The following is a 12,353-nucleotide window of genomic DNA, read 5'->3' as shown; positions in this document are numbered from 1 at the left end:
GGGACGAAAGTCAGTTAGCAAGATGATTTCTGAGTTAGCTTTAGACGTTGAAGTAATCGCAGAAGCGAGGCATGGAGAAGAAGCGTTAGAACTTATTCAAATGAGTAAGCCGCATATTGTCGTAACCGATATGAACATGCCGGTCATGAATGGTCAGCAGTTTCTTGAAACCCTTTACACGAAGTACGCCGAGATTAAGGTCATTGTGATTAGCGGGTACTCCCAGTTCGAATATTTGAAAGCTGCAGTTACTTACCAAGCCTGCGAATATGTGCTCAAGCCAATCTCGATGCAGGATCTGAAACAGGCGATGATCAAGGCAATGGAAGCAAGTCTCAACTACTTAAGTATTCTGCAGCAAAAAAGATTAACGAAAGACATGTGGAATCTTCGAAGAGAAGTGTTTCTGCAAAATGTGACTAGCCGGCGGATTACGAATCAATCCGATATTCAAGGACAGTCAGTGGAACTGCAGATTACTGAGGGCATAGGAAGTTATCGATTGGCGGTCTGCATGTTCAGAGGTTTCCATGAAATTTCGGAGACGAAGTTTCACGGGAATGCGGATCTGTTAATTTTCAGCATTGAAAATATTTTGTCCGAACTTATCGCTGATACGATACAAGAGACTGCTCCTCTTCTATTCAAATCAGATGACAAGCTGCGGCTTTGTGTGTTTATACCTGAGCCAGTAAACGACGATCGACGAATCCGGCTATTGTTTAGCACTTTTCATGATGCCGTGTACCACATGTTAAAGCTAGATGTTGTTGTAGGGGTGAGCGGCGCCTATGCCAATTTGGAAAAGCTCCCGGAAGCGTTCGAAACAGCCTATGAACAGCTTAGAAATAACACACTGCATGATTCAGGTTTGTCGATCAACTTGCCGGAACAAATGAGTCCAACGGATTCACAATCAGAAATGGTTAGTCAGTTTGAGTTGAAAGCGCTGCAGCAGGCCTTCGTGACTAGGAACGGCGAGGAAAGTCGCAAGCTGCTGAAGGGCTATGCCCATAAAGTTAGCCACATGAACAGTTTGACGATACGCGAAGCACATCGGTCGCTTGGCAAGATCATGGAGATGGCGGCTTCGGAGATGAAGGAATTAGCTTTGTCTTACACACAGCTTTTTGATACTCGTTCCATCATAGCTATTGTAGATTGGAAGCAATTTAGCGCTTTTATTGATCAATTTGCGCTGCTGCTGGTTGACGATCTGGACACGAGGAAGAAAGCGAGCGATTCGACAAAGTTGATACATGAAATCACATCTTACTTGGATAAGCAGTATTTTGAAGACGTTAGCTTGATTGATCTTGCCACTCGCTTTCATTTGGACCCCAGTTACTTAAGCAAGCAGTTCAAGAGTGTTACGGGTGAGAATTTCATTGAGTATTTGACTCGCAAACGGATGGAAATGGCATGCGAGCTGCTCCGCTTGTCCGAACGGAAAATCACCGACATCTCCGAACTTGTGGGCTATGAGAATCAGCGTTACTTTAGTCAAGTGTTCAAAAAGTTCACGGGACAAACGCCATCCGAGTATCGGGAGCACGCAGAAGAGAGGGCGGAACAACAAAATTTTGAACATTGAAAACGCAATTTATTTTATTACGATAACCCTTTGCGGAGTGTAAGATAATGGCAGAACACTAGATATTCGTTCTAAATCGTATACAGGAAGCGGGGCATAGGGATGAAAAAAATGATTTATCTCGGTATGTCAGTTAGTATGCTGACACTATTGATGACGGGGTGTGCGAGCAGCAGTAACGACTCAGCTAATCAGGAAACGACTGCACCTGCGAAGGCAGACAACGCCTCGAGTACGCCTGCACCTACAAAGGCAGACAAACCGGTTACCATTTCCTTCATGCATTTCAAAAGCGATGTCACCGATGGCGTAGCCAAAATTGTTGAGCAGTTTGAGAGCAAGAACCCTAACATTAAGGTCGACGTACAGCCTGTGAAGTACGATGATTACTATACACTCCTGAAGACGAAAATAGCGAGTGGCGACATTGTCGATGTCTTCACGTTAAACGCAGGCAGCCAAACCAAATTACTGCATGATGGCGGGTATCTGGAAGATTTAACAGGCAAAGATTTCATGTCTAACTTTGATGCAAATGTGTTGAAGGCCCAGGCAACTGATGGCAAAAACTACATTATGCCAGTGAATGCAACGCCGATCGCCGTGTTTTATAATAAGAAAATTTTCAGTGATCTGGGCTTGCAAGTGCCAAGAACCTATGATGCCATGATTGCCGCAGCCAAGAAAATAAAGGAAGCAGGGAAAACGCCTTTTGCGCTCGGATGGAAAGACAACTGGACGCTCGGCATGTGGCTTACCCGGGACTTCCCAAGCAACACAGCACTCGTGGAGAAGCAGCCTGATTTCTTTACCAAATTGGAAAAGGGCACGGTCAAATTTGCAGATAACCCAGCAGCGAAGACGGTCATTGCACATGCGCAGGATTTGTTCAGTTTAGGCAATAAAGATCAACTGGGTGTTGATTATAACGGAATCGTGGACTTGTTCGCCAAAGGCGAGGTCGGCATGATGTATATGGGGACTTGGCCTTTGGCAGATATTCAGAAGAAAAATCCAGACTTGTATAACACCGGCATTGGCTATTTCCCGTACCCGTTCAGTAATGACGAGAGCCTGAATAAGCTGGAATTTAACCCGGATGCTTCACTGGCGGTTAACAGCAAATCAGAGCATAAGGAAGCGGCAATGAAATTCCTTGCATTCATGGCGAGCAAAGAGGGCGGAGACGCTTGGGTGAAAAATATTAATTCACTTAGCTACGTTAAGGGCGCTTCGACGGATATTGCTCCAGCGGTTAATGACTTGAAGCCATATTTTGATAAAGCATTAACGTATGACTCGCAAGCTTTCATTACAACGACCATTGATTGGAACAGTCAATTTTCGCAATATGTGCAAAAAGTATTTTTCAATAAAGCGACCCCGGAACAAGTTATTAAGGATTTGGACGACTGGGTTGCCAAAAACCACAAATAACAAAATGCTAAGCAGCGATAACGGTGTAGGCCCTGCCTATGCCGTTATTTAACAGAAAGGGAATTTCAGCTATGGGAAATTTAAAACGGGTGATCCGTAACGAAATATGGTATATCCTCTTTCTTGTTCCAGGTTTGATCCTCTTTACGGTAGCTGTCATCATTCCATTCATAATGGGAACCCGGTATTCCTTCACAAGCTGGGACGGTGTTTCTACCAAGCTGACGTTTATCGGGTGGGAAAACTACATGCATGCTTTTCAAGATCCTGACTTATGGAAGGTACTTGGAAACACGTTTAAATATGCTTTTATTCTGATGGTCCTCGTAAATGTAATCTCTCTTCTGCTGGCTTTACTTCTTGATTCCTATTTAAAGTTTAAGAACGTGTTTCGAATTGTTTTTTTTCTGCCGAGCATCCTGTCCACTGTTTTGGCGGGGTTTATCTGGAAATATAACTTCAGCACGGGGTTCCCGAAGCTGCTCAGTTATTTCGGATTAGACGTTACAAGTCCGCTTGGACATCCTGACTACGCTTTGTTTGGACTTGTTATCATAGCTGTCTGGCAAGGCATTGGGACACCAATGATCATCTATATTGCCGGGCTGCAGAGCATCCCTAACGAACTGATCGAAAGCGCTAGAATGGACGGAGCAGGTACGACGCGCACGTTCATGAACGTTACATTGCCACTGCTAGCCCCGTCTGTCACCATTAACATGCTGCTTGTCCTGACGGGCTCGTTGAAAGTGTTCGATCTCGTCTGGGTCACTACGCAAGGCGGTCCAGGGTTTGCGACGGAGGTCATTACCACTTTTATTTATAAAACGGCTTTCAATTCCTTTAAAGCGGGTTATGGTATGGCTTTATCCATGATATTTTTCGTTATATTAGTGATCGTTACGATTGTGCAGCTTTCCATTTTTAGAAGACGGGAAGTGGAGTTGTGATGAAAACAACCCGAGTCGCTGTGTTAGCTGTCGTTACGCTCTTGGCCATATTATTCGTGTTTCCGATGTATGTGGCCTTATTAATGTCGCTTAAGTCAGCAAAGCAAACGTTTGATTCATTTTATGCGCTGCCCTCGAGCCTGAATTTGTCCAATTACATACATTCCTGGGATACTTCCAAATATCCGGAGGCAGTGATGAATAGTCTCATCGTGACGGCTATTTCTGTCGTATTGATTATTTTCACTTCCGCCTTGGCAGGTTATGCGATTGCTAGAAGGAACAAGCCGATTTATAATTTCATATTTATCGTTTTTCTCTCAGGAATGATGGTGCCCTTTCAAGTGACGATGCTGCCTTTATACCAGCTGGGTAAGATGCTCCAACTCGTGAATTCCTACTGGGGAATCGCTCTTATTTATGGAGGCTTCGGCGTACAGACGGGCGTCTTGTTCTATGCCGGCTTCGTCAAGGGAATCTCACGGGAAATTGAAGAGGCGGCGCGTATCGATGGATGCTCAACCCCCGGCATTTTTATCCGTGTTGTTATGCCCTTGCTGAAGCCGGTTACGGCGACCGTTTTGGTGTTGAATGTGCTTTATATTTGGAATGATTTCCTGCTTCCGCTGCTTTACCTGCAGGATAAGCATTACCGCACGATTCCGCTGCAGCAGTATTTCTTTTTCGGCCAGTACAGCAGTGACTTGAATCTGGCATTTGCCTATGCCGTTATGGGGATGATCCCGATCATTGTATTTTTCCTGTTTATGCAGAGATTTATTATCAAAGGAATTGCTGCTGGCGCAATCAAAGGTTAGAGCATTGCCTGGGTGGATCGGATTACCTTATTGGCGGATACGAAAGTTTACAATCGGATTCAATTGAAAGCGCGTTAGCCGTAGAGTAAGGTGTGAGGAGGGAGTCGCGATCTGCGGCTCCTTATTTTGGCTTGAGTATGAGTATGAGTATGAGTATGAGTATGAGTATGAGTGCGATTAGGCCCTTATGACGCGCCATCGCTCATGTGTTAGATATTGAAAGTTCCCCTGTTATCCTCTAAAATGAAACGAATATGGTAACTGACAAAGATCGGATTACATGTGGAGGTATAGCAGATGACAAAGCTAGATGAATTAAGAAAAGGCATAGACGAAGTTGACCAAAAAATGATTGCCCTACTAGCTCAAAGATTTCAATATACAGAAGAAGTTGGCATCTACAAAGCGGAGAATCACCTTGACTCGCAAGATGTTAGCCGTGAGAATCAACAGTTTCAGAAGATTGCGAAGCTTTCGGCACAGCATGGATTGAACCCTGAATATGCTTCGGACATTTATAGATGTATCATCGATATCGTCATTTCTCGGCACGAAGAATTGCTCAAAACGACATGTTAATAGAGATAAGAGTGGCCGGACATGGGAATTAATTTCCTGTGTCCGGTTTTTATTTTTATGTTCATGCGGCGGCGGTTGGTTTCAAGACGCTATGGCGCCGCTAGTCCGCTCGATGGGGAACTACAGGGCGTTATTTTGCTGAAAACAGGCGTTTGAGCGAGTGGAGGGAACTAGGGTCCGCTATTTCGGCATTTGGACGGAATATTGGAAGATTTAGCGCGGATAAGACCCTGGAGTTCCCCTCCAACATGCGAAACGCCGCTTTTCGGCTAAATAAGGGAACGGAGTTCCACTATTTATGGCGAGGCGGGGTGGGGGCAGGCAACCGTGCAGGGCAGAGCGGGGGGAGTCAAGGTGGAGCTGAGCAAGACAGAGCAAGACAGAGCAAGACAAGCTAGGACTAGTCTGAGCATCGAGATGGACAGCACGGTGTAAAGCAAAAACGAGCGTGTGTGGAGAGGGCTGTACAGGGTACATCAAGACAACACACCGATACACTAGCCCGCACCTGACCGTTTTACGCAAAATATCCGAAAATAGCAAATTTACACCTGATAGTCTAAATACATGCAGGCTAGATTTTTTTATATTGGAGTTAATGAAATGAAAGGGGCAGTCCAACGTGAAAGTAAAAAAAATAATGACAGGTAGTTTAATGACCGTTTTCGCTGCAACGATGATAGTAGGAGGTTCAGCAGCAGCAGCAGAGGATTCACCCTCCTATACGCTGACAGTTCTTACTGAAAAGCCGTCCAAGGGAGAAAATGTGGAAGTACTCATAAAGGGGCATCAGCTAAAGGATGTCTATGCGTACGAAATCAATTTGGACTTCAATCCGAAGCAGCTCAAATTAAAAGAAGCAACAACGGAGATTCCTGGATTTTCAGTGAATCCAATTGTGAAAGATAACCATATTCAACTCGCACATACGCGCGTAGGTCGAACGAAGGGCGATGACGGCGAGCAGATTTTGTACAAGCTAAAATTTGAAGCGATCGATGACGGGAAGGCTGAACTCGCAATCGGCAAGGTCAAATTGGTCGATTCTATTCTAGCTAGCACGGATCAGCAGTCGAATGCCACGGTTGCTGTTGAGATTAACGATTCTTTCCCATTCGACGATCTTGGCGATTTCACGTGGGCCAAAACGGCGATTGCCTTCCTAGCTGAGAAAGGGATTGTGAATGGAACAGCGGCGCGCACTTTCAGTCCGGCGCAGCCTGTTACTCGTGCCGATTATGTGGTTCTTCTGATGAGAGCCTTGGAGGTAAAAGGCGGGGCAGGTGAGCGCTTTGACGATGTGAAGCAAGGTGAGTACTTCGATGAGCACCTATCTGCTGCGAGAAGCTTAGGCATTGTTGAGGGAGACGAGCATAATAACTTCAATCCGAGAGCGTCTGTGACCAGAGAGGACATGATGACCCTTACGGCGCGTACCTTAAAAGCGCTGAATAAGCTCCCAGCAAGCAAAGGGACTTCTTTGGCTGATTCGTTTAAAGATACAGATGACATTGCAGATTACGCGCTACAAAGTGTTACAACACTAGTAGAGATGGGCTTAGTAGATGGCTATGATGAGGGCATTCATCCGAAGGAAACTACGAATCGTGCTCAAGCTGCCATGTTGATTTATAAACTGTTGAATACGAAATGAATCGATCTAGATAATTAGGTTGGATATAACATCAGGAGGGGCTTAAGCGGCAGAAAATGCCTAAGAGCTGCCTCCTTTTGTTTGTCGCTATACCTGTGTTACACCTCACGAATGAAATGGCAAGAAAACGTAAAAAAAGGCGGAATAACCTAAATACTTCCTCTTCTTATTGTTACATAATGTATCTGTAATCTTCCAATGAATAGGATGAAAGGAGTTCATGTGCAGAAAAAGGTGAGGCTCCTGCAAGCTCTCGCCCATTCATCATTTATGTGATCAGGAGGCTAGAATAGGATGAAGTTAAAGAAGACGTTTAATAAGCTGCTTATTGCTGCTTGTGCATTCGGTACGATCTCAACGGCTCCGCTCATGACCCTTCAAGCGCAAGCGGCAGAAGTAGCGAATGAGCCTGTCGTTCATGGCTTAAAAGGTGAGTACTACACAGGTTTGGGCTCTCCGCAGTTTAGCTTTGGCACGTTAAAGTCAACCGTGCTTGATCCCAATTTGGACTTCGGCAACTTGGAACCTGCTTTTGGGATTTTAACCGGTCAGCAGGATAATGTGAATGTACGCTGGAGTGGGTTCATTGAGCCCCAGTTTTCCGAAGATTACACGTTCTCCATCAGTGGGGACAATGGCTTCCGACTCTGGATTGACAATAAACTGGTCATTGATCATTGGGTCAACGATTGGGATAAGGAGCAGGTAGCAGCGCCGATTCCGCTCGTTGCCGGGCAGAAATATGCCATTAAGGTTGAGTATTTCGAAAATAATGGCGGGTCTAACTTCCACATGCGATGGTCGAGTCCTTCCGTACCGAAATCAGCCATTCTGACGGAGGCCTTTACCCCGCCAAGCGGTTACTCTTACGGAGGCCGTGTAGCGGTTGATGGAGCGACGGCTGAGGTTAAACTGGATAAACCTTTGCAATCGCTTCCAGAAGGTTTCGTTAATCATTTGAAGGTGAATGTTATGGGCAGCGACTGGCCGATTGCTTCGGCAGCGCTCAAACAAGGCGATAGCAGCACCATCGTGGTTACTTTCCAATATCCGGTATATTCGAAGGATGTTTGGTTAGTTAAGGCGAGCTATGACGGGCAAAGCGGTCTTGAGGATCAGGATGGCAGAGTGGTCCAGGCATTTGATAAAATGCTGAAAAACGACTCTACCTATCAAATCACGACGCCATGGGCGAGCCAAGTAGATAAGGAGCACGTACTTCCTGAATATCCTAGGCCACAGCTTGTTCGCGATAAATGGCAGAATTTGAACGGGGAATGGCAGTTCCAATCGGCTAAAGTCGGCGAGGCGCTCCCAACCGGGCAAACGTTGAAGGAGAAAATCGTTGTTCCTTTTGCAGCGGAGTCGGTACTTTCGGGCATCAAACGTGTAGAGAATCTGATGTGGTACAAGCGATCGTTTACGGTTCCGAGTGATTGGAACGGCCAGCGTGTCATGTTGAACTTCGGTGCCTCCGATTATTTGACGACCGTTTATGTCAATGGTACTAAGGTTGGTGAGCACAAAGGCGGTTACACATCGTTTAGCTTTGATATCACCGATCAACTAAAAGCAGGCGACAATGAACTGATCGTTCATGTGCTGGATAATACGGATAATGGGGAAGATCAAGCTGTCGGTAAGCAAACGGTGAAAAAGCTTGGAGGCATTTGGTATACATCCGTCTCCGGTATTTGGCAAACTGTTTGGATGGAGCCTGTCGCTCAGGCTCATATCGAGAAGCTGGATATGACGCCAGATCTTACGAATCAAAAGCTGAAATTAACCGTTCCTGCAGGAGCTGCTAACAATCTGACTGTAGAAGCGATTGCGATGAAGGACGGTCAGGAAGTAGGAAGAATCAGCGGTCCCGCTGGCACCGAGCTGCAGGTTCCTGTTCCTAATCCAAGGCTTTGGACGCCGGATGATCCCTTTCTGTACGATTTACAAGTCCGTTTGAAAAATGGTGATCAAGTTGTCGATCAGGCTAACAGTTATTTTGGGATGAGGGAGATCAAGCTAGGGAAAGTAGACGGGATTACTCGACCGCTGCTGAACGGCAAATTCGTGTTCCAGATGGGGCCGCTCGATCAGGGCTTTTATCCGGATGGCATTTATACAGCGCCGACCGAAGATGCATTGAAATTCGATATTCAAGCGGTGAAACGAATCGGTATGAATATGATTCGTAAGCATATTAAAGTAGAGCCGGCCCGCTGGTATTATTGGGCAGATAAGCTGGGCGTCCTGGTTTGGCAGGATATGCCGAGCTTGGAGGATCGTCAGAACAACCACGGCGCCGATATTACGCAAGCGGCCAAAACCCAATGGCTCAAGGAATATAAGGAAATGGTCGATCAGCTTCGCAGTGTACCGTCGATCATCGAATGGACAGTCTTCAATGAAGGCTGGGGCGAATTCGATTGGGGCGGACAGCAGACGAAGGACGCGACCAATTACGTGAAAAGCCTAGACCCAACGCGCTTAATTAATAACGCGAGCGGTTGGCAGGATTCCGGCGCAGGCGACTTGGTCGATTTTCATTCCTACCCTGCTCCGAACTCGCCGAAGCCATCGGATTCCCGTGCTGCTGTACTCGGGGAATACGGAGGTCTTGGTCTACATACGCCAGGACATGAATGGAGTCCGCTCGTATTCTCGTATCAAGAGATGAAAAGTAAAAAAGAGATTACCGATAAATACATCGATTACATCAACCAATTGAAAAATCTCAAAGGAAATCCTGGCTTAAGCGCAGCAATCTATACCCAAATCACAGATGTCGAATATGAGATTAACGGCTTGCTTTCTTATGACCGCAAGGTGGAAAAGCTCGATTTCGACCGGATTGCCAAAGCACACCGCGAGTTAATCGGCACGGTAACAGCGGGCGATTTGTCCAGCGGCATCCAAGAAGCGGAGCAGCTATTCAGCAAGCTCACCGCAGGTACGAAGCCTGGCCAATATCCGCAAGCTGTGGTGGATCATTTCCAAGGTGTTATTCAATCCGCTAAGCAGGTACTTGCAGATACTCAAGCTACCGCTAGCAACTACCAGCAAGCACTTGCTGACCTAACGGCTGAGAAGGAGAAAGTTTACGCTGGTGTGAACGACCCACTTCCAAAAGGTTCCACGGTGGATAACTTCGACAGCAGCACATTAAACAGCAATTGGAGCATTTATCGTCAAAATAATGCCAACTGGAGTCTGACTTCGAATCCTGGCAAGCTAACGATTCAGACACTCACGGGCGACAGCTTCGGCAATTCAAATGCATTGAAAAACGCCTTTTTGCAAAACGCGCCTAGCGGTGATTTTGTCATCACGACGAAGGTAGATGCGCAAGTGAGGAAAAATTATCAGCAAGCCGGTCTGCTTGTTTGGCAGGACGAAGATAATTATGTGAAGTTTGGGCATGTGTGGGATACAGATGGCGCCACGGGCAAATCGCTGGAATCCGCTTTTGAGAAAAGTGGCACATACACCAAAGCGGGTCATATGGCGGCACATCCAGGCTACGATACATCGTACCTGCAAATCCGTAAGGTTGGTAATGTGTACACGACCTATTATTGGGACGGCTCCAGTTGGAAGCAGGCTGCTGACCCTGTGACGGTACAATTAACGAATCCAAAAGTTGGATTCTACGCTTTCTCGGCGAGCGATGGAACGTCCATCCCGGCTAAGTTCGACTACTTCTCGGTCGGCCCGATTGTGAATGATCCGACGTCGTCGTTAACGGGACCTGCATCGGTCTCAAGCGGGGAATCGTTTGATTCGACAATTGGCTTGAACAGTGTCACGCAAAGTGTGTATGCAGAGGATTTGAGCGTTACCTATGATGAGAATCAGCTCGAATTTGTATCCGCTGAAAGCGTGAAAGATGGTTTGACCCTCCTCGATAAGAAAGTAGCGCCAGGTTCGGTTCGTCTCATTACAGTGAATGTGAACGGTACGAGCATAAATGGCGATTTGCTGAAGCTTCATTGGAAAGCTAAAGCTACAGGAGAGGATATGACCAGCACCATTACACTCTCCAATCTTGTTTTGGCAAACGGAGAGGGTGTAGAAACAACCGTGGATGGTGCCACTCAGAGCATTCGCATTCTTGCTAATGTGGACAAAGCGGAGCTGAACACGCTCATCGCTGGCGCACAAAGCAAGCATGATGGTGCGACAGAAGGTACAGCCATTGGTCAGTATCCTGCTGGTGCCAAAGCGCTGCTACAAGCAGCAATCGATAAAGCTGCCCTTGTTGCTAACGATGCGCATGCGACGAATGCGCAAGTCGCACAAGCTGTTGTTGAACTGAAAGAAGCGCTGCAAACCTTTATCCAGTCGGTCGTTTCAGGAAATTCCGGGGACACGAATGGTGACGGTAAATATTCGATCGGCGATTTGGCCATTGTTGCAGCCGCTTACGGTAAAACGTCGACAGACACAGATTGGGAGAAATACAAACAAGCAGATATGAACAACGATGGTCGCGTAGACCTTGTCGATTTGGCAGCGTTGGCAATGAAAATTTTGCAATAAACGCCTAGTAAAGCTCGCCTAACCTCAGGTTCTATTGGGGTTAGGCGGCTTTTTTTATGAGGAAATGTGCCTTGCCCTGAACTTATGTCAGAATCGCGCAAAGTTTCGCCTAATCGCGTAAAGACGGTTTTTTTTCGCGCGGATATAATCAGAGTAAACAACGTTCAGGGAGAGGTTCACATGAAGAAGATGATCAGTGTGCTAGTTGGCATTATGTTGCTAAGCTGCCTGCCATTTTACCTGCATCTGGCAAACAAGAGTACAGAACCTAGTTCAGGCGGCGAGGGGCAACGATTGGATGTTCACAAGCTGGAGAGCATCGTAAATTTGGCAAGCTCGGGGGAGAAGGCAGGAAAGGGTGATGTTGAGGCGCCTTCTTTTACATTAAAAGCACTCGACGGCTCGTATCATACGATCGGAGGCAAACGGGAGAAGCCGGTTGTCATCCATTTCTGGGCCAGCTGGTGTGAAGCCTGCTCAGTAGAAGTAGCTACACTGCGCAAGCTGTATGGGCAGTATAAGAATCAGGTTGATTTCCTTGGGATTAATGTATCCACCGAAGAGAAACCGGAAAATATCGAGAAATTCGTTAAACAGAACAATCTCAAGTATCCAATTCTATTGGATGAGCACAAACATGCCGCTGATCTGTATCAGCTTCATGCGCTGCCGACTGTTTTTCTAATCGATAAAAATGGCTTTGTGTTGGATACGTTTCATATGGTAGATCCGCTAGAACTGGAAGAAAAGATTAAACATCTTGCGGAGCCTTAAACGCTCTCTAC

At 46.4% G+C, this 12,353-nt stretch carries 9 protein-coding genes; all 9 read left to right on the top strand.

What is annotated here, in order from left to right; all coding sequences use genetic code 11:
* The first annotated feature begins 22 nt into the window (after nt 1-22).
* A complete protein-coding gene (locus GQF01_RS27500; RefSeq protein WP_235960557.1) occupies nt 23-1,594 on the top strand; it encodes a helix-turn-helix domain-containing protein in 1,572 nt (523 codons plus the stop codon).
* A gap of 126 nt (nt 1,595-1,720) precedes the next feature.
* On the top strand, nt 1,721-3,031 hold the full coding sequence (locus tag GQF01_RS27495) for an ABC transporter substrate-binding protein (protein ID WP_235960556.1): 1,311 nt from the start codon (nt 1,721-1,723) through the stop codon (nt 3,029-3,031).
* Nucleotides 3,032-3,102: 71 nt separating this feature from the next.
* Nucleotides 3,103-3,981: a carbohydrate ABC transporter permease gene (locus GQF01_RS27490; RefSeq protein WP_161410148.1), complete on the top strand. Its 879-nt coding sequence runs from the start codon at nt 3,103-3,105 to the stop codon at nt 3,979-3,981.
* Nucleotides 3,981-4,799 (top strand): carbohydrate ABC transporter permease, encoded by an 819-nt coding sequence (locus GQF01_RS27485; RefSeq protein WP_161410207.1) that lies wholly within the window; start codon nt 3,981-3,983, stop codon nt 4,797-4,799. The genes GQF01_RS27490 and GQF01_RS27485 overlap by 1 nt, the downstream gene beginning before the upstream one ends.
* Before the next feature lie 297 nt (nt 4,800-5,096).
* A complete protein-coding gene (locus GQF01_RS27480) occupies nt 5,097-5,378 on the top strand; it encodes a chorismate mutase (RefSeq protein ID WP_161410147.1) in 282 nt (93 codons plus the stop codon).
* 21 nt (nt 5,379-5,399) lie between these two features.
* Nucleotides 5,400-5,534 (top strand): hypothetical protein, encoded by a 135-nt coding sequence (locus GQF01_RS36725; RefSeq protein WP_268894397.1) that lies wholly within the window; start codon nt 5,400-5,402, stop codon nt 5,532-5,534.
* Nucleotides 5,535-6,000: 466 nt separating this feature from the next.
* Entirely contained in the window at nt 6,001-7,032 is a 1,032-nt protein-coding gene (locus GQF01_RS27475) for an S-layer homology domain-containing protein (RefSeq protein ID WP_161410146.1), read from the top strand.
* 294 nt (nt 7,033-7,326) lie between these two features.
* Nucleotides 7,327-11,568: a PA14 domain-containing protein gene (locus GQF01_RS27470; RefSeq protein ID WP_161410145.1), complete on the top strand. Its 4,242-nt coding sequence runs from the start codon at nt 7,327-7,329 to the stop codon at nt 11,566-11,568.
* A 180-nt stretch (nt 11,569-11,748) separates the two neighbouring features.
* Complete coding sequence (locus GQF01_RS27465; protein ID WP_161410144.1) at nt 11,749-12,342, top strand: TlpA family protein disulfide reductase; 594 nt, start codon at nt 11,749-11,751, stop codon at nt 12,340-12,342.
* Nucleotides 12,343-12,353: the final 11 nt, after the last annotated feature.

Origin of the sequence: Paenibacillus silvestris (assembly GCF_009882985.1) — a bacterium.
Classification (GTDB): Bacteria; Bacillota; Bacilli; order Paenibacillales; family NBRC-103111; genus Paenibacillus_E; species Paenibacillus_E silvestris.
This window is presented reverse-complemented; position numbering and strand designations above follow the sequence as displayed.

Bases quoted from the DNA above. Each gene is read 5' to 3' on its own strand.
- GQF01_RS27480 (WP_161410147.1), top strand. From the start codon at position 5,097: ATGACAAAGCTAGATGAATTAAGAAAAGGCATAGACGAAGTTGACCAA.
- GQF01_RS27465 (WP_161410144.1), top strand. From the start codon at position 11,749: ATGAAGAAGATGATCAGTGTGCTAGTTGGCATTATGTTGCTAAGCTGC.
- GQF01_RS27470 (WP_161410145.1), top strand. From the start codon at position 7,327: ATGAAGTTAAAGAAGACGTTTAATAAGCTGCTTATTGCTGCTTGTGCA.
- GQF01_RS36725 (WP_268894397.1), top strand. From the start codon at position 5,400: ATGGGAATTAATTTCCTGTGTCCGGTTTTTATTTTTATGTTCATGCGG.
- GQF01_RS27485 (WP_161410207.1), top strand. From the start codon at position 3,981: ATGAAAACAACCCGAGTCGCTGTGTTAGCTGTCGTTACGCTCTTGGCC.
- GQF01_RS27495 (WP_235960556.1), top strand. From the start codon at position 1,721: ATGTCAGTTAGTATGCTGACACTATTGATGACGGGGTGTGCGAGCAGC.
- GQF01_RS27490 (WP_161410148.1), top strand. From the start codon at position 3,103: ATGGGAAATTTAAAACGGGTGATCCGTAACGAAATATGGTATATCCTC.
- GQF01_RS27500 (WP_235960557.1), top strand. From the start codon at position 23: ATGATTTCTGAGTTAGCTTTAGACGTTGAAGTAATCGCAGAAGCGAGG.